Below are 22,098 nucleotides of genomic sequence, written 5' to 3'. Positions count from 1 at the left end.
AACCCTTGCCGGACTGCGGGTTTACCCTTAATCTGCATCTACATCATCGCATTCATGCGACAGTCAAATAGAAAAAACCTGAACCGAATCTATATCTACTCTTCTCTGCTAGAATATAGTTGGAGCAAGCGGAGAGTCAATTTAAAATATAAGTTAAATCACTCTGGAGGCAAAACAATGAATACGGCTAAATTATCGATCGCTGATGACTATCAGACAGTCATATTACCTAAAGAATTTCATTTGGCAGGAAATGAAGTGTATGTCAAAAAAATAGGAGATGTTATTGTCCTAATCTCCAAAGAAAATACTTGGCAAACTTTTTTTGATAGTTTAAATATGTTCGCGGATGACTTTATGCTAGTCAGGAATCAGCTTCCTTTGGAGACTAGAGAGGCTTAAGAATGACATTATTACTAGAGTTATCCTGAACATCACTTACCCACGAGTAGTCAGAAACCGGGTTTTTTAGATAATACTTGGTTGAGGCCAGCAGAAACGGCCAAAAACCCGGTTTCTAAAGTAGCCTACTGACTAAACTGTTGAGCGTAGTAGCCAGCATAGCGAGATCCCTTTTCCAGCAACTCCTCGTGCGTCCCAGATTCGACAATTCTGCCTTTTTCCAACACTAAAATACGATCGGCTCTCCGCACAGTAGCCAAGCGGTGCGCGATAATAAACACCGTGCGATCGCGCATCAATCTTTCCAGCGCTTCCTGCACTAAACCTTCGGATTCCGAATCCAGCGCCGATGTCGCTTCATCCAAAATCAAAATTCTGGGATCGAGCAAAACTGCACGGGCGATCGCAATTCTTTGTTTTTGCCCGCCAGATAAATTTACACCCCTTTCTCCTACCCAAGTTTGATAGCCATCGGGAAACTCATTAATAAATTGATGAGCGTTAGCAATCTCCGCAGCTTTTTGCACATCTTTCAGTTCATAATAAGATTGACCGAAAGCGATATTTTGAGCAATTGTACCCGAAAATAAAATCGTTTCTTGCGGTACAATTCCGATTTGCCTCCGCAGAGTATTTAAGGTGACATCTTGAATATCAATACCGTCAATTAAAATCTGTCCCGCTTGCGGATCGTAAAATCTGGGTAACAAGTTTACTAAAGTAGTTTTACCCGCACCGGATGCGCCCACGAGGGCAATCATTTCTCCGGGAAGTACCAGCAAACTCATACTTTGTAAAATGGGTGTCTCTGAGTTATAGGCAAAATTAATGTTGCGGTATTCGACTTTTCCGGTAACGTGGGGAAGTTCAATTGCACCCGATTTTTCGACTACAGCGGGTTCAATTGCTAATAATTCAAAAATGCGATCGCTAGAAGCTTCTCCCTGCTTAAAATCCCCGTAATTAGCAGTTGTGATAGCAATGGGGTCAATTAACAGTGCCACCCCTGCGATATAACTTATAAATTGAGTACCTGTGAGATTTCCTTGAGAAATTTGCCAACCTCCCAGGAAAAAGAGCAAAATCACGCTCATCGCTTCCAGAAAGCCAACTACAACGAACTGAAGTGCTTTTATTCTTTCTGACAAATACTTAGCGCGGCGGTTTTGTTCTGCTTCTTCTGCAAAGCGGGCAATTTCGTAGTCTTCAGCCACAAATGCTTTGATTAAACGAATGCCGCTGAATACTTCTGTCAGCAAAGCAGATAAATCAGAGATGCGATTTTGACTTTGGCGCGAGTAACTTAGCAGTCTTTCACCAAACCAGCCAATTAAAATAGCCATCAGCGGTGCAATAATTAATGCACCTAGAGTTAATTGCCAGTTGAGATAAATCATATATCCCAGAACCGCAATTAGCTGCAAAACACAAGGGATAAACTGATGAAAAAATTTATTTACTACTTCGCCAATGCGGTCAATATCTTCGGTGAGGCGGTAGGATAAGTCTCCGGTTTTGGCTGTTTCAAAGTAGCCGAGATTGAGTTTTTGCAGGTGGGAGTAAACTTTTTTGCGGATTTCCAAAGCAATAGTCAAAGCAGCTTTTGCCATCAGCGTATCTTGACCGTACTGGGCTGTACCGCGAATTAGAAATATAATGGCGCTGAGTGCCGCAATTTGAGCGAACCCTTGTAAATCTCCTTTACCTATAAATTTGGCAGTTTCGCCAACTAGCCACGCTATAATCGGCCAAAATATGGTAAATACTACGGTACAAGCTAATGCTTTACCGATGGTTTGTTTTTGGGGACGGAGGTAGGGTAAGATTTGCCAGTATGTCGATCGAGTTTTCAAGATATTTTGCCCTCGCAAATTCTGTTTTTGGGGTTCTCTGCAAGAATATTCAAACTTCGATCCCCCCTAACCCCCCTTAATAAGGGGGGGACAAGATTATTATTGCAAGTTCCCCTTTTGAAGGGGGATGCGAGGGGATCTCTGCGTAAGTCATAGAGATATCTGAGCCAGAATATGATAACAGCGATCGGTAAATAATACTAATTCTCAAAACTCATGGAATAGTTGCTGTAGGGTGCGTCGCCATCTACAATCTTCAAAAACAGCGACAATCTCAAAGCGACGCACCTTACTATAACCTCGATCGGGTTTCTGGAAGTGGGTCGCCATTTATCAACAATCATTCTTGCCCGTCTGCATGAGTCGCTAGTACCTGAGCCCCCTCGACAACTTCACCCCGAAAAGCGGCTGACTGTCCGGGTGCAAGAGTAACTGGTTGAGAGTAGATAAATCCGTTGTCAATTAAATTGCCTGACTCGTCCAAAACTTCATAATTAACTTTGACATTCTTGATTGTTTTGCAGCCTCGATTAAGCACTTGACCGCTGAAAAAGTTACCGTCATAATTAGCCGCCGCAATTGAAACTTTTGCAGCAATGTTGGAACCGGTAATGCAAGTTTGGGAAGTTCCAGATGCTGGCTGTTTCTCGCACAATTTGCCCAAGTCTACTGTTTTGCCTTCGGGAGTTTTCATGTAGCAAAATGGCTCATCAACTGGTGATTTTTGAGCCATTGTATTTGTAGCGTCTGCCAGCAAAGGAATAGCAGATATCGGCGAGATTAGAAAACTCGATAAAGCTACTGTGAAAGGTAAAATAATCATGTTTTTTGGCAATAACTTGTACATGATAATTCATATATTTTTTACGTTTGCATATCTCTATGTATGGTGGATCTCATGACTAATTTAATTTTTTGGGCGGGCTAGAAGCCCAACCCCTACTCCCCACAAGAATTAGATGCACGGGCTAGGAGCAACGGCCCACAAGAATTAGATGTACACCTGACGAGATTATCTAATACTCGGCTTTCTATTCCTAAGATTCCGCGCTCCGGGAATTTTCCGGCTGGGACGGCGATTGTTCAAACTGCTCGCAGTTCGAGTATTCACAGCATCAGCAGCAGCTATTAAACCTAAATCTTGCAAGATTTCAACAGCCGCCCTTTGTCCAGTTTCGCAACCGCCTTCCATGTAACCTTGATTTTCCAGCGAAGTGTGTTCCCCGGCAAAATATAAGTTCCCAACTCGTTCGCCTTCAACGCCGTACATTTGCGTCCACTGTCCTACTAAATAGCAGGAATAAGAACCTTTAGAAAAGCGTTCTCCCGGCCAATATGCTCGCACAGCTTTGCCCGATCGCAAATTTCTCACTCCGGGAAAAACTCTTTCAAATTGGTTCAAAAATCTTTGTGCTTGGTCTTCTGGAGTGCCGGCACCGATCGACAAACCCTGCTTTCCTCCTGTAAAATTAGTAACTAAACCGTTAGGAGTAGGAGCGAAAGGCGTAGCTTCCCAGGTATTCTGGAATCCTAAATCGCTATAAACAGAAGCCGTCGATTGATAAGGTTCCCGCCAAATGCGGCTGCGGTAGCCAGTAATTAACTTAGAATTAGTACCGTAACCCAATTGCTCGATCGCCCTGCGCTTTGGTTGGGGCAAAGGTACGTTAATTTTAACGTCTCGCAGAGTGCTGAACGGTAAAGTTAACAAAACTCGCTCGTAAGTGCGATCGAACGCGCTTAGTCCCGATCGCAAATTTACGCGATAGCGGCCATCCGGCAAAAGAGTAATCGCTTCCAAAACCGTCCCCGCCTCGATCGAACCAGACAATTGACCCGCCAAACGGTTGATAATTTGACTGTTGCCGCCGTCAATTTGATAGCGCTCATCGCTGTCGCCGTACAATTCAAAACTGCCCGCTTCAGAACTGATTAAAAACAGCAGATTTAACGCCGACTGCTCCTCGGTATCTCGACCGTATTCCGTCGTGTAAGCAATGCGGAGTAACTGCCGGACAATCGTGCTAATCTCGGCTTGGTCTACATATTCAGCGATCGAAAGATTGTCCAATCTTTCCGCTGCTTCTGTAAAATCAAGATAGCTAATTTCATCGCCAACCGCCTGCAAATCAGCAGTAATTTTACTCGCTAGTGGCGCAAATTCCGCGATTAATTGCTCAAGAGAAAAGCGCCGTCCTTGAAAGAAAAAAGTATCCTTCACCAATCCACTCTGCACTTGGGCTAAGTCGATCGCCCGCAAACCCAATTCCGTCGCCAGCGAGATTAAATTAGTGTGGCCGGTGTCAATAAATTCTCCCCCCAAATCCGCCGGAATCAGCGTTCCAGCCACCTTGGGAATAGTGCGTATCCGCCCCCCCACGCGGTTCGTTGCCTCGATTATATCGGCACGCACACCCGCTTGGCGCAAGCGATAAGCCGCCGTCAAACCAGCAATTCCCGCACCCACAACCAAAATCGGCGATCGTCCACCCTGTTGAGCAAAAGCTCCCTCTCCCTCCCTGGTAAAAGTCGCAGCAGCGGCAGCCCCCGCAGCAGCTAAACCCCCGTGCAGCAAGCGGCGCCGAGATATGGCAGAATTAGGAATGCGATCTGTCAGCATCCCCAGCAGTTCATCAGCCGGAATGCCCGTTTCCCTTGATTTCTGGGCAATGCTTGCAGCGCGGCGCAGCATTGCCATCAGTGCAGATTTAGCCATAATTAAGACATCCTCACAAAACAAAACTTTGATGTAAACTGGATTCTCGATCGTGCAATTTCCAGACTAAAGTCCAGAGAGATTTTTTTAATAATGCTAACCCTCAGAACACTGTTCGACAGCAAATTTTATCTCGAAAACAACCCAGATGTCGCCGTAGCAGTTGCCAGAGGCACGGTATCGAGTCCCTTCGATCACTACCGAAAAATTGGCAAATTTGAAAATCGCGACCCGAATGCCCTGTTCGACGCCAGCTATTATTTAGACACCAATACAGATGTAGCGGTATCAGCCAAACTCAATGGCTTTTCAGGGGCCGATCACTTTATCAGATTCGGTCAATTTGAACTACGCAACCCCAACCCATTCTTCGATGTTAATTTTTATCTAACAAGCAACCCAGACGTGCTGACTGCAGTCCAAACCAATCAATTTACCCCATTTGAACACTACTTCAAAGCCGGTCAATTAGAAAACCGCAAAGCCAGCATTTTCTTCGATCCCAGCTTTTATCTAGAAAAATATCCGCTGGTAGCAGCAGCAGTCAATAGCGGCGCAGTTAAAAGTGCGATCGACCATTACATTCAATTCGGTCAACAAGAAGGATTGTTGAGCACTCTCCCCGATCCCGCCGACAATTTGAACGCAGCAAAAAGCTTGGGCATTCTCACAGAAATTCAAACGGCGAGCGATTTTGTGGGAGATGCTGAACCAGCCGACATTTACAGTTTCATCCTCAATACTCCCAGCCTTTTCAGTGTAACTTTTGACGGTTTGAGTGCAGATGTTGATGTTGAATTAATTCAGGATCTGAACGGCAACGGCGCCGTTGGATTAGACGATATTATTGCTTCGTCTAACAATTTAGGCACGTCTTCAGAAACAATTGTCAGTAATGGGGCTTTGCCTGCGGGGACTTATTTCGTCCGCGTTTCTCAATTTCAAGGCGATACAAATTATGACTTGAGATTGCTAGCCGCTCCCTCAGCAATACCGCCCCAAATTTAAAATCAAAATAACGTATATAGCAAGCCTAAATCAGTCAAACGAACCCAGACTTCTCCTCATATCAAATCCGGTAGCATCGTCCTGTATTCATCTCTGTATTCTCCCCCTCTGCGTTCTGGAGCGCCCTCTGCGGTTAAATCATTCCGATGCAACCGGAAACGATATCACTTCTCCTCTATTTCTTCGCGGTATTTGCGCCTTCGCGGTTCGTAAAAAACATCTAGTTGACAAATGATTTAGACTTGCTATAAAACAGGCTGCAAAAAGGGCGATCGACAATTTGCCAAGGTTTCACTTATTAGTTGCTGGCTCGCTGGGAGAAGGCAAAGATTGAACAGGTGCCGGAGGCCAATTAGAGCGACTTCTGGTGAGAGTGGTAGACACCAAAGCATAGCCCAAAACAGCAGGAAGCACGATCGCACTCAGAAACACGATCGCCACAGCCCAATTCATCGCAGTCGAGATTGGGCCGTAATGAGTGCGGTAAGGGTCAAACGTTGGTAAATTAGGCATCGGGGCGTCCCGCAGCGTGATCGAACGTTTGAACCGCACCCGCCTGTCGTCTAGCTTTTCGAGCAAAATCCAGCCAACTTCCGCCTCTTCACCGCATAGCTTGTGAAAAATCGCAGGATTGCGGAACAAATCGTTGCTAGCCCGCACAATCTTGTACTCCCAAACCGTCAAATCAACAGAATTGGGATCGGATTTGGGATTGCCCTTGGATCGCGCATTTTCAGGCGCATTAAAATTACCATCTTGAGATTCGTACCGAGTCAAAACTTCCTCCTCCTCATCGCATTTTTGCCCCGCATCCCATTGCTCGTGGCTCACCAAAATACCCACAACCGCAGCCTCCAAGCCGAGACTGCCAACCATCAAACTCCAAATCAGAATTTCAACCATAAAAGGAGGTGAACTAACCTGACGGTCAACTGAGTACAGTTAGACTGCAGGCTTCTTTTTCCTTTTTTGCAAAGGCTTTTTTGAGTGACGGAGTTCCCCCGCCACTTTCGTAACTCAGACCAATCTTTCTAATAAGTTTAGCTGAGTTTTCATCTCGATCCAATGATTCCCCACATTGACAGGAATGCCACCGATCCGATAATTCTTTCGGAACTTTATTTAGGCAGTTCCAGCAATGTTGAGAAGTTCCCTTCGGATCAACAAACAAAACGCTTTTACCCAATTTCCCGGCGACATATTTTAGGACGCTGGCGAACTGCCCATGAGCAGCATCAAGCATGGATTTATTCAAGCCACTTTTAGCTGATTGACCGTTGGGCAAATAAACCAAATTACCACTCTCAGTATCTGTTGTAGGTTTGGCGCGTCTAGTCAGATTTTTGACGCTCAAATCTTCAACAACTAAAACTTCACATTTCCCGAATAGATCATGTGCCGTTTTAAATTGAAAATCTAATCTAGCTCTGGCTACGAACTGATGAAGTCTAGAAATTCTGTCCTTGATAACTTTCCAAGGCTTAGAACCCTTAACTCGGTTAGCTAGCTTCCTTTGAAGTCTTGCCAGCTTCTGGGCAGACTTCCTCAAAAATCTAGGATTATCAACTCTTTCGCCATTAGAAAGATAAACGTAATTAGTTATTCCTAAATCTATACCAACAGTGTTTTCATCAGTCGGTTGAATTTCTGCAACCGTTACAGGAACCGTCTTATCTTCTAGCGTCAGGGAAATATACCACCCATCCGGTTCTCTAATAACGCTCCCCATCTTAACCTTGAAGCCCGTTGGTATTGGACGATGAAAAACCATAGGTACTTGACCTATCTTTGCGAGGCGAATGCAAATCCTATTTTGCTCATCCTTGACAATATCTAAGTTGTCTAATTGAGGATAAGTGAAGGATTTATAGTAGTGAAGCCCCTTAAACTTGGGTTGACCCCTACGATTGCCATTTTTATCGGGTGTGGTGAAATTTGAGAAGGAAGTTTCCACTCTGTTGACGACATCTTGCAAGACCTGTGAATCCAACACTTTATAATCAGGGAATAACTTTTTAGTGTTTTTGATGTCAGCCAGTTGTATCGTCTGCCACTGTACATATCCGCCTTCAATGTTCGAGAAAACGTCGCCTTTCTTAGTCAAAGGATTACCCGATTCATCCTTTTTTCTACCATCCCTAGTCTGCACTCTCGTCAAAGGAATGTTTTGATAAATCTCTTCAACAGGGACTATCGAAACAATCAAGGGACAGGCGTTGACGGGCGTTCTCGTGGCTGACCACCACCTAAATCTTTCGCCAAGTCGGTAGTTGTACTGCCGACGACATAGTTCTAGATGAGCCACAATTGTTGCCAATTGGGCTTTTGTGGGTTTGAGGCGGTATTTGTATGTTAGTTGCATGGGAAATTTCTTTTTTCGACCTACCTTAATGTACCATTTTTTCGATTTAATAGTTAGAGAAAGTACATCGAAGTTAAAGGTACTCGCAATGTCTAATTGTCGGTTTCCGTACCTACACCCGACGAGCCTTTCATCACGCGGGCGTAATTCATTCGGGGTACGGGGCGTAGCGCTCAGATGCGTCCCATCTGAATATACCGAGGGACTTCCCGGCTGGTAGTTAAAAGTTAAAAATCAAAAACTCAAAAGACTCGCTTTTAACTTTCAATCTTTAATTTTTAAATAGCCTTCAACCACACAATCTGTACCCACTGTGCGCCAAGAAACCCGCTCTAAAGTTAAAGCCTCAGTCATTGCCGAAAAGCCCAAATCTCCCACCGGAGTTGGAGCTCCTTGGCCACCGACAATTTTAGGAGCAATAAAAGCCATAATTTTTTGAACTGCACCCTCAGCAATTGCCCTCGCGGCCAAAGTGCCACCGCACTCCCAGAGTACAGAAAGAAAAGATCGATCGTACAAATAAGCCATAACATTAGTCGGTGTCAGAGGGGAGAGCTCCACAACTTCCACCCCTTTGGCGATCAAAAATTCCTGAAATTCCGGGTTAACCCCAGGCTCAGTCAGCACCAAAGTAGCCGCCACAGAGGTTTCCCACAACCAAGCCGACTTCGGCAAATCCAGAGTGCGGCTCATCACCACCCGCAGGGGATTATTCCTATCAGGCTGGTGACTCGTCAGTAGGGGATTGTCCAGACGCACCGTATTTCCCCCAACAATCACAGCATCGCAGCCGACGCGCACCCGGTGAACCTCGCTCCGAGCCTCCTCGCCTGTCACCCAAGCGCTGTGGCCGCTACTGGTAGCAATTTTACCGTCCAAAGTCATCGCATATTTCAAAATTCCCAAAGGCCGGCGGTGCAAAATCCGGTGCACAAAAGCCTCGTTGAGTTTTTGGCAAGCTTCCCCTTCCACTCCCGCCACCACTTCAATGCCAGCCTCTCGCAACCGGGCTAGCCCAGTGCCAGCTACCAAAGGATTCGGATCGACCATGCCAGCCACTACTTTTGCCACCTTCGCCTTAACTAAAGCTTCGGAACAGGGAGGAGTCCGGCCGTAGTGGTTGCAGGGTTCCAGGTTCACGTAGACAGTCGCTCCTTCGGCAAGTTCCCCCGCTTCCTGGAGCGCAAAAACTTCGGCGTGAGGTTGACCGGCACCGGGATGAAACCCTTCGCCGACAATCTTGCCGTCTCGGACAATTACAGAACCGACAAGGGGGTTGGGTGCGGTTTTGCCCAGAGCACGGCGAGCCAATTCTATGCAGCGGCGCATCATGGCTCGATCGAACTCTTGAACTTCGCTGTTTTCCAGTTGTTTTGTACCTTGCTGCTGTCCGTTAGCTAAGCTGGCGATCGCTTGAGCGTGCGCCGGAAAAGTTTCCATGAGATTTTGCTATGATATCTATCCCTGAGTGTACTGAGTTTGATGCTAATTTTGGCAGCGAACCCACAATCAATTGCGGCGGGGGCAAAATGTACGTTACCACTGAGATATTGCACCATTCTCAATTAGCCTTTATGAACAGGCTTTCCGGCCTGTTCCACAAGAAAATTTATCTTTTGTGGAACAGGCCGAAAAGCCTGTTGCTGACAAGGGTGCAAGATGTGAGTTACCAGGAGTGAAGGGCAATTTAGGGCATCTAGCCGCGGGCCCGATCGAATAGCTTTAACATTAAGAAAAAATAGCAGGTGCTTGAGAAAAGAATGAGTCAGGACATGAAGCGGGAATTTGCCAGCCGCGACGAATTAATTGCCTACGTGCGCCAACAGTTCCCCGAAGCCGCCCGGCGGGACAGCAGCGTACCCCCAACCCCAGGCGGGCGCAAAGCAGCCGAGACAGCCCTGCAACAAATTGACCCCGGCAAATACGCCTCAACCCGCAATTTCCTCAACGGTGCGGTAACGCGCTTGTCGCCCTATTTGCGCTACGGAGTTTTGAGTCTTGCCGAAGTCCGGGATGCCGTGCTGGAGAAGGTGCGGCATCCAGAAGAAGCTGTGAAACTTGTCAACGAGTTGGGTTGGCGGGATTATTGGCAGCGACTCTACGCCGAATTGGGCAACGGGATTTGGGAAGACCGGGAACCCTACAAAACTGGTTACACTGCCTCATCTTACAGCGAAACTCTGCCCCAGGATGTCGTCGAGGGCACGACTGGTTTGGTTTGCATCGACAGTTTCAGTCGCGAGTTGCGAGAAACTGGTTATTTGCACAATCACCAGCGGATGTGGACTGCCGCTTATCTCGTACACTGGCGCCGCGTGCGCTGGCAAGCCGGAGCTCGCTGGTTTTTGCAACACTTGCTAGATGGAGATCCGGCGAGCAATAATCTTTCTTGGCAGTGGGTAGCCAGCACTTTTAGTCACAAACCTTATTTTTTTAATCGGGAAAATTTGGAGCGTTACACTAAGGCGGTTTATTGTCGCGATTGTCCTCTGTATGGGCAATGCGATTTTGAGGGAACTTACGAATATTTGGAAGGGAAGTTGTTTCCTAATGGAGAAAAGGTCGATCGTAGCGGCGGTTCTAAAAGTTGGAACCGCCCTAAAAAAACTCGCAGAAATTAAAATGTCATTAGTAGACCTCTTGCAAAAATCCTTTTCCTCAATTGATGGGACGGGCTCTGGGGCCCATCCCACAAGAGTTATTTTTTCTTGTGGGATGGGCCCCAGAGCCCGTCCTAATTATTTTTGCAAGAGGTCTAGTCATTAGTCAGTAGTCAGTAGTTATCAACAGTTAACAGTCAACAGTCAAAAGTTAACAATTACTAATTTATGAACAATCCGATTATTTGGCTGCACGGTGACTGTTTGAGTCCTGAAGGCCCCGCTTTTCAAGCGCACCCACAGGCACCGGCTATCTGGGTTTGGGATGATGCGCTGATTGATGAATGGCAGTTGAGTCTCAAACGAATGGTGTTTATTTACGAATGTTTGCTGGAGTTGCCAGTAGTTATTCGGCGGGGCGATGTGGCTGCGGAAGTTATCGCTTTTGCGATCGAATCCGGCGCTAATCAAGTGGTAACTACCGAAAGTCCCAGTCCTCGCTTTCAGGATATTTGCGGGAAAATTAAGCGATCGCACCCAGTAGAAGTTTTGCCACCGGAACCCTTTGTCCGCTACGATGGTTACATTGATTTGAAGCGTTTTTCTCGCTATTGGCGCGTCGCTGAAAAATATGTTTTCTAATTAGGAATTGGGAATTTGTAATTGGAAATAGGTGTTCTTTTCTCTTCTTCCTTCTTCCCTCTTCCTTCTTCCTGAAATCCGTTACATCCGTTACAGAATCCGTTGCCGAACTTCCTTCTTTCTTCAACTCCCCTTCAAACGCTCCAACAGCCATTGAAATCTCGATGCCGCCAAATCGGGATTTTCGACATTTCCCCGGAGGGCGTCCTCGCCGTCGGGATCTTCATATATTAAACCATCACTATCATCGCCGAAGCGTTTGACTGTACCCCGCAGTCTCGACGACAGAAATTTGGTAATCGCCCGATAAAACCGCAGGGAAAAAAGCACGTCTTGCTCGAGTTTTTCAGTTAGCAGTCGCCGGGGAATTGACAGGATGAGGCACTCTTCAATTGCCGTGACGCTAGCAGAAGGAAGCCTCCCGTCTACAAAAGACATTTCGCCTAACACTTCCCCGGAAATAATTTTTCCAATTTCTTTGTCGCCCAAAGATGATACAGCAACGCTCAAAGTTCCCTCCAGAACTATGTACAGGGCGTCTAAGGGCTTTCCTTCGGCGATCAGGGTTGTGCCGGGGAGGACTTGGGTGCGGGTGCCGTTGGCGAGCATCCAATCGATGTCGCGATCGCTCAATTCGCCTAATATCACTAGAACTTTGCTCATAAAGTCAGGTTGAGATGAGATAATTTGTATTTTTTTACTTGTTTAGTTGCGTGCTGTTGTGAGATGGTCAGACCCTGAGCGAAAGCGAAGGCTAAACTTTACAAATAGAACACTAAATTTTACACAATTTTCATAATATTCAGTAATTTTGACACGATCGAGCCACAAATCTTTCTCGAATCGGTGGTATTATTCTACATTACTTGTCAGGAACCCTGCAGCAGCCGATCGCGTTGTATTAACTGCACTTGCTTGGGACGGCGGGGTTGCCCAAACTGTTTTAAAAGCTTGTTGTCTCTTGGTTTAGAGCTGGTGCGCCCTCAAAAACCGGATTTTTCCGGCGTGGCTGCGAGTGCAGCGCCCCCAAGTAAAGTATTGTAGGATGCAAGCGAGGCGAACGATCGACCCCTCAATTAAACAGGATTAAGGATGAAATCATCCCTAGGATTGATTTTTTGCCGATCGATCTGTAAATTAAAATTAGCCTCTAAACCCACCGTCCGTTCTTGAATCTAATCAGCTTGAGAGTTGACTATTCAACGGTAAAATGGCAATCTAGGAACAACACAACTCATATTTGTGTCTTTTTTTCCCAAAGCTCTCGACGTTCTCCCTCAAACACTTACACTTTTAACACACCCTTCATTGAGGAGTTGCTATGAATAGTCTATTTTCCAAGTCTACTTTTGCGTTAATAAATCTTGCAGCTTTAGCTGTTTGTTGCAGTACCATGTCAGCGAAAGCTGAAACTGGCAACTTGCCCGATGTCGCTACAACTGCAACAATCGCAGCTCAAAATATTGACCAAACTTCTGAGCCGACGGCAACTTCAGCAGTTAAACCCGACGCAGAAACAACGGCTAGTAATAAAAAAATTGATTCAATCAGTTGGAGCGAACTAACAGAAGCGGCAGAGCCAGCAGCCTCTGAACCTGCCGCCAACTTGCAAGTATCTATTGCTGCACCCGAAAAATCGGAAGCAGCAACATCTGAAATTGCTGAGACAGAAACAGCGCAAAATACATCCATTGCTGCTGAGACTCAAAAGTCGGAAGAAACCGCTAAAATTGCTGATAATGGTGTCAAAGTGCAGTCAACAGTCGAGACTGTCAAAAAGAGCGATCGACCTACCTCAATTGTTGCCCAGAGCAATAATCTTGAAGTAACAGCAACAAAGGAAGAAAAAGAAGTCCAAACAGCACAAGAATTGTTGAGCAATCCTGTCAGCACTTCCGCCTCAGCTCTGACAAACCAACCGAAAGTTGCCCAAAAACCTGCAACTGTCTCCGAAGCAACTGAAAAAGTAGCTCAAGGAACTCAAATCCGACCAGGCCGAGCAACCCGTTCTGGGCCCAGCTACATCGGCATTGGCGGCAATCTAGGTTTTGGCGGAGATTCAGCTTTAGGCGACGGTTCATTTGCGATTATTAGCAAAATCGGTTTGACGAACAATTTCTCGGTGAGACCGACTGTTTTGTTCCGCGACAACTTAGCTTTTCTAGTTCCTGTTACCTACGATTTTGTATCTCAAGAGACCGTGGAAGTCAGCGATGATTTTGTGATTACTGCTGCTCCTTATGCAGGTGCTGGCGTGCTAATTTCTACCGGTGATGACGGTACTTTTGGCTTCCTGATTTCGGGAGGTGTAGATGTGCCACTGTCGAGAAATTTTACAGCCACAGCCGGACTGAATATTGGTTTTGTAGACGGAGCTGAAGTGGGATTGTTGGTCGGTGTCGGCTATACGTTCCCGAATATTGCCCGGTAGTGTTGCTGTTTGAGCAAACGCATGACAAATAAATAAGCGCGGGGTTGGCTGTAGGAATACAGTCAACCCTTTTTGATGATGGAAAATCTGCCTATGCGATCAATGTAGGGTGCGCCATAAGCACAGAGCGGTAATGTAGGTTGCGTCATAAGCACAGAGCGCCGATAGGGATTTTTGTGAAAGATATAATGATGGTGCGATCGATCTTATATCTTGCACCATTTTCAATAAGCTTTTTATGGACGGGCTCTCCTGCCCATCCCACAATCAAATTCACTCTTTGTGGAACAGGCCGGAAAGCCTGTTCTTGAAAATGGTGCAACATATGAGATCGATCGCACTTTCTCACCAACCACCCGAAAAAACCGTGACCAAAACAGAAATCTTAGCAGCACTCAAAAATCTGACAGCAGAAGAACGCCTAGAAATCATCGAAACAGCTTCGCGGATGATGCGCGAAGAAATAGAAGAAAAAGCCCAGCGCAAAGCTGAGAGAAAACGCAGACTCAGAGCCGCAGCAGAAGCAGCGGTTCCTTTGTATGAACCAGGAGGGCCGCTGCACGATTTGTGGTCGCCCGACAGCGAACCGTATTTCGATTCAGAGGAAGAATACCTGAGCGCAGGGGTAGAAACTAATGCGTAAGGGCGAAATTTGGCTTGTCAAACTAGATCCAACGGTGGGAGATGAAATTGGCAAAACTAGACCTGTTGTGGTTGTCAGCGATGATGAATTGGGAAAGTTGCGGCTCAAAGTAATTGTTCCAATTACAGCATGGAACGATCTTTTTTCCCCGCTTGATTGGATGGTGCAGCTCGAACCGACCTCAGAAAATGGCTTAGCCAAACTCTCAGCAGCCGATACTTTTCAAGTCCGTTCCGTCTCCCAACAAAGATTTGTCCGACAACTCGGAACCCTGTCCGAGACAATTATGGAAGAAATTGCAGAAGCACTGACAATTGTTCTGGATCTAGATTGAATAACTAGGCAACAGCGTACAAATAGTGTTATTTATAGATAGATTGTATGGCGCGATGGCCTAAATGATTCCTATACAACTTACACTCAAAAATTTTCTCAGCTATCGCGAAGCTGCTTTAGACTTTCGCGGCCTGCACACCGCTTGCATTTGCGGGCCTAACGGTGCTGGCAAATCCTCCCTCTTAGAAGCCATATCCTGGGCACTTTGGGGCTGTTGTCGCAGCGATACGGAAGACGATATCATCCATATCGGCGAAACTGATGTGCGCGTTGATTTCACTTTCTCCACCGGCGGCCAAATCTACCGGGTGATTCGCAACCGCCGACGCGGACAATCGGGAAGTTTGGAATTTCAAGTAGCAACAAACCCCCCCTTCCCCCCCCTTGGTAAGGGGGGGCCACAAGAAGTGAATTCTTCCCTTGGTAAGGGGGGGCCACAAGAAGTGAATTCTTCCCTTGGTAAAGAGGAACCCGAAGAAGTAAATTCTTCTCCCCCCCTTAGTAAGGGGGGGTCGGGGGGGGTGAATTTTCGCACGCTCACAGACAAGGGGCTGAGAACAACTCAGCAAAAAATCCTCGAACACATCAAACTTGATTACGATACTTTCATCAACTCGGCGTATTTGCGACAGGGGCGAGCTGATGAATTTATGCTCAAAAAGCCGATCGAACGCAAACAAGTTTTAGCCAACCTGCTCAAGCTCGACTCCTACGACACTTTATCCGACCAAGCCAAAGATACGTCCAAACAATTTAAAGCTCAAGTCGATGTACTCAAACAGAGTTTGCTAACCGTACAAGAGCAACTGCAACAAAAAGAGACCATCGCCGCCGAACAAACTCAATTGCAGCAAGCAACCGATTTGCTTCAGCAGCAGCAGCAAGCCGACACAACCGAGTTACAGCAACTGCAACTCCAGCACCACAACCGTCAAACTTGGCAAAAACTCCTCGCCGGCCACCAGCAACAGCACTACAATATCACTCAAGAATGCCGCCGCTTGCAGCAAGAACTCAGCGCCGCCAAACAGCAGCAAAATGAGCTACAAGCCCTCTTAGTTCAAGAAAATGAAATAACAGAAGGAATTGCGTATTTCCACAGCTTGCAAGCCACAGAAGAGACTCTGGCTGGAAAATTTAAGGCAAACCAACAAGCCCAAAATCAGCGCCAGCAATTGCAAGAACAGCAGCGGCAAGAACTGAGCTTTTTGCAAAGCAAAATTCAGCAATTGCAAGCTCAATTAGATGTTTTAGAACAGGATGAAAAAGATGTTCTGGAAATTCTCAAACAGCAGCCGGAGGTTGACAAAGGACTCGCACAGTTGCAAGCAGTTCGATCGCGCCTCAACGAACTAGAGCAACTGCAACTGCAAGTTTCGCCGCTTCTACAACAGCAGCAGCAAAAGCAACAAAAGCTCGATCGCGCCCGCGCCGGTTTAACCGCCCGCTTAGAGGAAATCAACCGACAGGTGCAAGTTCAGCAGCAGCAGCGACAGCCGCAATTACAGCAGGAAATCTCGGCCATCGCCAATCAAATTTTGCAGTTGGAAAACAAGCGAGTTTATCAGCAGCGAGTCCGCGAAAAAGGTCAAGAAAGGCACGACTTTCTCGGAAACCTGCAAGCCAAAAGCCGCGACTATCAAACCAGACTCGCCGAGATCGACCAAAAACTGCAACTGCTGCGGAAACATGAAGGAGAAAAAACCGCAGGTGAAGGTAAAGCCTCGAATTTTGCGGAAAACGAGCCATCAAATTCGCATTTAATGGTGCGGGATACAAATTTTGGCAATTGTCCTTTGTGCGATCGACCTTTAGACGAACACTACTGGAATTTGGTAGTCACAAAACACCACACCCAACAGCAGGAAATCTGGAACCAACTGTGGGTTGTGCGCGAACAGTTAGCCGTCTCCGAGCGCGAAATTCAAGTCCTCAGACATGAATACCGCGAACTAGAAGAGGAATTAGCGCCCTACCAAGAATTGCGGGAACGTCGCAGTCATTTGCAAGCACAATTAGATAGCCTGAGTCAAGATGAAACTCGACTGCAGAGTATGCGTCAAGACGCGGCAGAAATAGAGCGGTTGCTACGCACAGGCGAGTATGCAGCGGAGGATTTGGGCGAACTCCAGCAAATCGAACAGCAACTGCAACAGCTCAATTACAGCGATCGCAGCCATTCCCTCGCCCGCAGCGATGAAAAGCGCTTGCGGTGGGCGGAAATTAAGCAAGCTCAAATCAAAGACGCTCAGCAGAAACTGAATAAAATTAATGCCCGTCGCCCGGATTTGCAAACTCAATTAGCCACCGTACAGCAACAGTTAGAACAGCAAAAAAACAGCTCGGAAATACAGCAGCAAATTCTATCTTTAGATAGATACATTGCGGAAATTGGCTATAATTTGGAACAGCACGAACACGTGCGGAGCGAAATGCGCCGATCGCAGTTTTGGATCGCCCGCGCCGAAAAATTGCGATCGGCAACTGTGCAGTATCCGCAAGTGCAGCAGCGGGTTAATGAAATAGCAAATTCCATCGCTGTGCGCGATCGAGATTTGCAAGCTGTCAGCGCTCAAACTTCCGCGATGAACCAGCAGTTGCAAGAACATCCCGATCCCACAGCGCGCATAAGTGCGATCGAACAGCAAATCAGTCGCCGCCGCCAGCAGCTAGACCAACATTTGGGCAGTCTCGGACGCCTCCAGCAGCAGCAGCAAAATCTGGAAACTCTGCAAGTTCAGCTAGTAGCTCAAAAAGAGCAAATGCAAGTTGCAAAACGCCAGCAGCGAGTTTATCAAGAGTTGGGTCAAGCATTTGGTAAAAACGGCATTCAAGCTTTAATGATTGAAAATGTTTTGCCTCAACTTGAAGCTGAAACAAATCAGATATTGTCGAGATTGAGCGCCAATCAATTGCACGTTCAATTTATTACTCAGCGGGCGGCTGCTTCTAAAAAAGCAACTAAATTGATTGACACTTTAGACATTTTAATTGCTGATGCTCGCGGGACTCGCGCCTACGAAACTTACTCTGGCGGTGAAGCTTTTCGGATTAATTTTGCGATTCGGCTGGCGCTGGCGAGACTGCTGTCTCAGCGGGCGGGTACGGCTTTGCAAATGTTGATTATTGATGAGGGATTTGGGACTCAGGATGCTGAAGGGTGCGATCGGCTGATTGCTGCAATTAATGCGATCGCCTCCGACTTCGCCTGCATCCTCACCGTTACCCATATGCCTCACCTGAAAGAAGCTTTTCAAGCCAGGATTGAAGTAAGCAAAACTGCTCAGGGTTCTTGCCTTAGCTTGTCAATTTAAAAGGGTTGATGAGCCGGATGGAAGGAGGAGAAGAAAAAAAGTTAAAAATCTCAGTATTTTCACCTTCTGTTTTCTTGCCGCCTTCGGTATTTTCACCTTCTGTTTTCTGGATAAGTGCCTCATGCCTTCGGTGATACTACTTACTTTCAAACAAAAAGGCAATTGTAGGCCCGTGCCCCAAACCATAATGGAATCAGTCATTGCCAATCTAAAATCTAAAATCTAAAATCTACAATGGTATTACTCCTTTCCCCGTCGGCTTTTTTGGGCTGCTGATTTTGTTAAAAAAGCTAAATTAAAAATAAAATTATAGAATAAGAATGGCTCAAGCTATTTATAATTTTCTATTGTTCTGTCCGCTCCCAAGGAGTTTGGATATTGCTACAGATGACAACAGACTCTTTCAACCTGTCTCTCCTAGAACGGGCGATCGCAGCGTCGAGCAACAGCATTCTCATCGCGGATGCTCGCAAGCCTGACATACCGATTATCTACTGCAATCCTGCTTTTGAGAAACTGACCGGTTACAGTGCCGAAGAAGTTATTGGACGCAACTGCCGATTTTTGCAGGGCCCAGATACCGATCAGGTCGAATTAAATAAACTCCGCCGCAGCTTGGAAGCGGGAACGGAAATTCAGGTAGTGCTCAAAAATTATCGCAAAGACAAAACTCCTTTTTGGAACGAATTAATGGTTTCCCCCATCTTAGACAATGAGGGAAAATTAACTCATTTTATCGGAGTTCAGAACGATATTAGCAAAAGAGTAGCAGCCGAAACTGCCAGGGAAGAAAGCGAAGAAAGATTGCGCGCGATTGCCAGTACAACTCCCGTGCCCCTGTTAATTACGCGCCTAGAAGACAGCGTCATTTTGTATGCAAATCCTGCTGTTGGTGAAAGTTTAGGTTTGAGTTATGAACAACTTGTGGGTGGAGAAAAAATTGACATCTATGCCAATATAAATGACAACATTCAACTACTAGAATTGGTCAAAAAGAATGGCTTTAGCGACCGCGAAGAAATCTGCCTCAAGAAAGCAAATGGCAGTTTTTTTTGGGTAAAAATGTCGATGCGAGCGATTAATTTTAATGGGGAAGCCGCAATTTTATCGGCATTTTACGATATTACCGCTCGCGTAGAAGCAGAAACAGCACTACGGCAAAGCGAAGCGAGGTTTCAAAAACTAGCAGCCAACGTTCCGGGAATGATTTATCAATTTCAGTTAGCAGCAGACGGCACTATGTCATTCCCCTACGTCAGTTCCGGCTGTCGCGAACTCTGGGAATTAGAACCAGAGGTACTGCAAAACTCAGCTATTCCCGCGCTCGAAATGATTCATCAAGACGATGCGCCAAGCTTCCATGAATCTGTTGCTATCTCAGCTAAAACTTTAGAGCCTTTGCGGTGGGAAGGCAGATTTGTTTTTCCGGGCGATCGGATTAAGTGGATTAGCGGGGCTTCCCGACCAGAACCGGGCGAAAAAGATAACATTATTTGGGACGGCTTGTTGATTGATATTAGCGATCGCAAACTTGCAGAATCAGCACTGCGGCAAAGCGAAGCCAGATTCCAAAAAATGGCCGCCAATGTGCCGGGAATGATTTATCAATACTTGCGGCATCCCGACGGTTCCGATGAATTCATTTATCTCAGTTCAGGCTGCTGGGAACTCTACGAATTAGATCCTGAAAAAGTTCAACAAAACTCCGATTTAATTTGGGCAAGGGTGCATCCAGAAGACCTAAAAAATCTGTTAGAATCAATCGCCCTTTCCGGCAAAACTCTCAAACCTTGGATATATGAAGGGCGGATCGTAACCGGATCGGGAAAACTGAAATGGATTCGCGGCATAGCCCGCCCCGAGCGGCAGCCTGGGGGCGATATACTGTGGGAGGGAGTGACAATCGACATCAGCGATCGCAAGCTAGCAGAAATCGCCCTGGGCCAGTCAAAAATCGCCCTGCAACAAGCCAATCAAGAACTTGAAAAGCGCGTCCGAGAACGCACGGAAGCCTTGGAAACATCCCAAAAAATGCTATGGTTAGTAATCAATAACATCCCTCAGTTAATCGCCTGGAAAGATCGAGATTTAGTTTACTTGGGAGGCAACAAAAATTTTGCCAAAGTCGCAGGTTTCAATCACCCCAGTGAAATCGCCGGTCTCACCGACTTCGATATGCCCTGGAAGCCGGAAGAAACAGAATTTTTTCGAGCCTGCGACCGCCGCATCATGGCAACCAACACCCCAGAATATCACATCATAGAATCCAAAATGCAAGCCGACGGCACCCAGTGCTGTCTGGATACAAATAAAATACCTTTACACGACAATTCCGGCAATGTTGTCGGCATTTTGTCTACCTTTGAAGACATCACAGATCGCCTTTCCCTCACAGCTAAAGTCCGGGCCAGCGAGGAACTATTTCGCACAATTTTTGAAGATGCACCCATCGCTATCTACTTAGCTAATTTAGATGATAACAAGTTAGTGAGAGTCAATAAAACTTACTGTGAAATGCTGGGATATACCGCAGCCGAATTGCTCGCCCAAACATTTATTGAACTTGGGCATCCCGAAGATTCTCCCAAAAATCTCCAAGTTGCTGATTCTCTTGAGCGGGGAGAAATTACTCACTATCAAATCGAACTCCGCCAGATTACCGCTACAGGTAAAATTGTTTGGGTAAATGTGACAGCTACTTTAATTCGAGACGGCGAAGGACAACCTATTTACAACTTAGGGATGATTGAAAATATAACCAATCGCAAAATTTCCGCCGCCGCACTCCAAGCTTCCGAATCTCAATTAAGAAAACAAGCCGCCCAATTGCAAGAAGCCTACGAACAACTACAAAACGCTCAAATCCAATTAGTTCAATCCGAAAAAATGTCGAGTCTCGGTCAGATGGTGGCTGGGATTGCCCACGAAATTAACAATCCCGCAACTTTTATTAACGGCAATATTTCTCACACTTATAACTATTTTCACGATTTAATTGAACTGTTAAGTCTCTACCAGGAATGCTATCCGTCCCCAGTACCTCAGATTGCTGAAAAAGTTAAGGAGTTAGAGTTGGATTTTCTGAAGGAAGATTTGCCAAAAATGCTGAATTCCATGAGAGTAGGAGTAGAAAGAATCAGTAATATTGTGTTGTCGCTGCGAAATTTTTCGAGACTGGATGAATCAGAAATGAAGTTGGTAGACCTTCATGAAGGAATTGACAGTACACTGTTAATTTTGCAGCATAGATTGCATCAAGCAAGTATAAAAAGCGGGATTGAAATCATTAAAGAATACGGAAAGATATCCAAAATATACTGTTGTGCGGGACAGTTAAACCAGGTTTTTCTCAATATTATAAGCAATGCGATCGACGCTCTAGAAAACCAACCGGAACCTCGGACGATCGTGATTCGCACCCTCATGAAAAAAGCTGGGTTGAAAAGCCACAGTAAAAGCCAGCTCAGTGATTGCGATCGCATTGTAATTTGCATCGCCGACAGTGGGCCGGGAATGAGCGAAGAGGTTCGCAAGCGGCTATTTGACCCGTTCTTCACCACCAAGCCCGTAGGGGCTGGAACCGGCTTAGGATTATCCATCAGCCATCAGATTGTGGTAGAAAAACATAAGGGAAGCCTGCGGTGCATCTCAGCGCCCGGACAGGGAGCGGAATTCTGGATTGAAATCCCCTGCTGAGCGATCGTCGATTAATCTAAAAGTTTAAATATCTAACTTTTAACTCCCAATTGCCGTCGGTGCTTGAGTTATCAGGGTTTTGAATTAACCGCACT

The 22,098-nt window shown here is 46.2% G+C and carries 17 protein-coding genes; 10 read left to right on the top strand and 7 right to left on the bottom strand.

Annotated elements, in window-relative coordinates; all coding sequences use genetic code 11:
- Positions 1-177 precede the first annotated feature (177 nt).
- Positions 178-402 (top strand): AbrB/MazE/SpoVT family DNA-binding domain-containing protein, encoded by a 225-nt coding sequence (locus QT973_RS09740; RefSeq protein ID WP_333054479.1) that lies wholly within the window; start codon positions 178-180, stop codon positions 400-402.
- Positions 403-527: 125 nt separating this feature from the next.
- On the opposite strand, the gene QT973_RS09735 is transcribed toward QT973_RS09740, so the two are convergent.
- The 3 genes from QT973_RS09735 to QT973_RS09725 form a co-directional block, all read right to left on the bottom strand.
- On the bottom strand, positions 528-2,255 hold the full coding sequence (locus QT973_RS09735; RefSeq protein WP_333054478.1) for an ABC transporter ATP-binding protein: 1,728 nt from the start codon (positions 2,253-2,255) through the stop codon (positions 528-530).
- Between the two features lie 340 nt (positions 2,256-2,595).
- Entirely contained in the window at positions 2,596-3,078 is a 483-nt protein-coding gene (locus QT973_RS09730) for an FxLYD domain-containing protein (RefSeq protein WP_333054477.1), read from the bottom strand.
- Positions 3,079-3,267: 189 nt separating this feature from the next.
- Complete coding sequence (locus QT973_RS09725; RefSeq protein WP_333210217.1) at positions 3,268-4,971, bottom strand: NAD(P)/FAD-dependent oxidoreductase; 1,704 nt, start codon at positions 4,969-4,971, stop codon at positions 3,268-3,270.
- Between the two features lie 93 nt (positions 4,972-5,064).
- Here QT973_RS09725 and QT973_RS09720 point away from each other — a divergent pair, with 93 nt between their 5' ends.
- Positions 5,065-5,979, top strand: a complete 915-nt coding sequence (locus tag QT973_RS09720) for a PPC domain-containing protein (RefSeq protein WP_333054475.1) — start codon at positions 5,065-5,067, stop codon at positions 5,977-5,979.
- 291 nt (positions 5,980-6,270) lie between these two features.
- Here QT973_RS09720 and QT973_RS09715 read toward each other — a convergent pair whose 3' ends face one another.
- From QT973_RS09715 to ribD, 3 genes are all read right to left on the bottom strand, one after another.
- Entirely contained in the window at positions 6,271-6,882 is a 612-nt protein-coding gene (locus tag QT973_RS09715; RefSeq protein WP_333337998.1) for a hypothetical protein, read from the bottom strand.
- Positions 6,883-6,907: 25 nt separating this feature from the next.
- On the bottom strand, positions 6,908-8,341 hold the full coding sequence (locus QT973_RS09710) for a transposase (RefSeq protein WP_333054472.1): 1,434 nt from the start codon (positions 8,339-8,341) through the stop codon (positions 6,908-6,910).
- Between the two features lie 264 nt (positions 8,342-8,605).
- Positions 8,606-9,781: a bifunctional diaminohydroxyphosphoribosylaminopyrimidine deaminase/5-amino-6-(5-phosphoribosylamino)uracil reductase RibD gene (gene ribD, locus QT973_RS09705; RefSeq protein WP_333054471.1), complete on the bottom strand. Its 1,176-nt coding sequence runs from the start codon at positions 9,779-9,781 to the stop codon at positions 8,606-8,608.
- An 11-nt stretch (positions 9,782-9,792) separates the two neighbouring features.
- Here ribD and QT973_RS09700 point away from each other — a divergent pair, with 11 nt between their 5' ends.
- The 3 genes from QT973_RS09700 to QT973_RS09690 all read left to right on the top strand — a co-directional run bounded on the left by QT973_RS09700 (position 9,793) and on the right by QT973_RS09690 (position 11,583).
- Positions 9,793-10,020 (top strand): hypothetical protein, encoded by a 228-nt coding sequence (locus QT973_RS09700; RefSeq protein WP_333054470.1) that lies wholly within the window; start codon positions 9,793-9,795, stop codon positions 10,018-10,020.
- Between the two features lie 81 nt (positions 10,021-10,101).
- On the top strand, positions 10,102-10,962 hold the full coding sequence (locus QT973_RS09695) for an FAD-binding domain-containing protein (RefSeq protein WP_333054469.1): 861 nt from the start codon (positions 10,102-10,104) through the stop codon (positions 10,960-10,962).
- Positions 10,963-11,169: 207 nt separating this feature from the next.
- Entirely contained in the window at positions 11,170-11,583 is a 414-nt protein-coding gene (locus QT973_RS09690; protein ID WP_333054468.1) for a hypothetical protein, read from the top strand.
- 123 nt (positions 11,584-11,706) lie between these two features.
- On the opposite strand, the gene QT973_RS09685 is transcribed toward QT973_RS09690, so the two are convergent.
- Positions 11,707-12,246 carry a cyclic nucleotide-binding domain-containing protein gene (locus QT973_RS09685; protein WP_333054467.1) on the bottom strand — a complete coding sequence of 180 codons (540 nt, stop codon included), beginning with the start codon at positions 12,244-12,246 and terminating at the stop codon, positions 11,707-11,709.
- Positions 12,247-12,904: 658 nt separating this feature from the next.
- On the opposite strand from QT973_RS09685, the gene QT973_RS09680 reads away from it, so the two are divergent.
- From QT973_RS09680 to QT973_RS09660, 5 genes are all read left to right on the top strand, one after another.
- Positions 12,905-14,014: a hypothetical protein gene (locus tag QT973_RS09680; RefSeq protein WP_333054464.1), complete on the top strand. Its 1,110-nt coding sequence runs from the start codon at positions 12,905-12,907 to the stop codon at positions 14,012-14,014.
- Between the two features lie 238 nt (positions 14,015-14,252).
- Complete coding sequence (locus QT973_RS09675; protein WP_333054463.1) at positions 14,253-14,657, top strand: hypothetical protein; 405 nt, start codon at positions 14,253-14,255, stop codon at positions 14,655-14,657.
- Complete coding sequence (locus QT973_RS09670; RefSeq protein ID WP_333054462.1) at positions 14,650-14,991, top strand: type II toxin-antitoxin system PemK/MazF family toxin; 342 nt, start codon at positions 14,650-14,652, stop codon at positions 14,989-14,991. The genes QT973_RS09675 and QT973_RS09670 overlap by 8 nt, the downstream gene beginning before the upstream one ends.
- Before the next feature lie 64 nt (positions 14,992-15,055).
- Positions 15,056-18,307, top strand: coding sequence for an SMC family ATPase (locus QT973_RS09665; protein ID WP_333211257.1), 3,252 nt, complete (start codon positions 15,056-15,058; stop codon positions 18,305-18,307).
- Positions 18,308-18,694: 387 nt separating this feature from the next.
- On the top strand, positions 18,695-22,003 hold the full coding sequence (locus QT973_RS09660) for a PAS domain S-box protein (RefSeq protein ID WP_333314910.1): 3,309 nt from the start codon (positions 18,695-18,697) through the stop codon (positions 22,001-22,003).
- Positions 22,004-22,098: the final 95 nt, after the last annotated feature.

Source organism: Microcoleus sp. Z1_A1, from assembly GCF_036700305.1.
In the GTDB taxonomy this organism is placed as follows: domain Bacteria; phylum Cyanobacteriota; class Cyanobacteriia; order Cyanobacteriales; family Microcoleaceae; genus Microcoleus.
This window is presented reverse-complemented; position numbering and strand designations above follow the sequence as displayed.

Excerpts from the sequence above, each read along its gene's own strand:
- QT973_RS09740 (WP_333054479.1), top strand. The coding sequence starts at position 178 with ATGAATACGGCTAAATTATCGATCGCTGATGACTATCAGACAGTCATA.
- QT973_RS09730 (WP_333054477.1), bottom strand. The coding sequence starts at position 3,078 with ATGATTATTTTACCTTTCACAGTAGCTTTATCGAGTTTTCTAATCTCG.
- QT973_RS09725 (WP_333210217.1), bottom strand. The coding sequence starts at position 4,971 with ATGGCTAAATCTGCACTGATGGCAATGCTGCGCCGCGCTGCAAGCATT.
- QT973_RS09720 (WP_333054475.1), top strand. The coding sequence starts at position 5,065 with ATGCTAACCCTCAGAACACTGTTCGACAGCAAATTTTATCTCGAAAAC.
- QT973_RS09715 (WP_333337998.1), bottom strand. The coding sequence starts at position 6,882 with ATGGTTGAAATTCTGATTTGGAGTTTGATGGTTGGCAGTCTCGGCTTG.
- QT973_RS09710 (WP_333054472.1), bottom strand. The coding sequence starts at position 8,341 with ATGCAACTAACATACAAATACCGCCTCAAACCCACAAAAGCCCAATTG.
- ribD (WP_333054471.1), bottom strand. The coding sequence starts at position 9,781 with ATGGAAACTTTTCCGGCGCACGCTCAAGCGATCGCCAGCTTAGCTAAC.
- QT973_RS09700 (WP_333054470.1), top strand. The coding sequence starts at position 9,793 with ATGATATCTATCCCTGAGTGTACTGAGTTTGATGCTAATTTTGGCAGC.
- QT973_RS09695 (WP_333054469.1), top strand. The coding sequence starts at position 10,102 with ATGAGTCAGGACATGAAGCGGGAATTTGCCAGCCGCGACGAATTAATT.
- QT973_RS09690 (WP_333054468.1), top strand. The coding sequence starts at position 11,170 with ATGAACAATCCGATTATTTGGCTGCACGGTGACTGTTTGAGTCCTGAA.
- QT973_RS09685 (WP_333054467.1), bottom strand. The coding sequence starts at position 12,246 with ATGAGCAAAGTTCTAGTGATATTAGGCGAATTGAGCGATCGCGACATC.
- QT973_RS09680 (WP_333054464.1), top strand. The coding sequence starts at position 12,905 with ATGAATAGTCTATTTTCCAAGTCTACTTTTGCGTTAATAAATCTTGCA.
- QT973_RS09675 (WP_333054463.1), top strand. The coding sequence starts at position 14,253 with ATGGACGGGCTCTCCTGCCCATCCCACAATCAAATTCACTCTTTGTGG.
- QT973_RS09670 (WP_333054462.1), top strand. The coding sequence starts at position 14,650 with ATGCGTAAGGGCGAAATTTGGCTTGTCAAACTAGATCCAACGGTGGGA.
- QT973_RS09665 (WP_333211257.1), top strand. The coding sequence starts at position 15,056 with ATGATTCCTATACAACTTACACTCAAAAATTTTCTCAGCTATCGCGAA.
- QT973_RS09660 (WP_333314910.1), top strand. The coding sequence starts at position 18,695 with ATGACAACAGACTCTTTCAACCTGTCTCTCCTAGAACGGGCGATCGCA.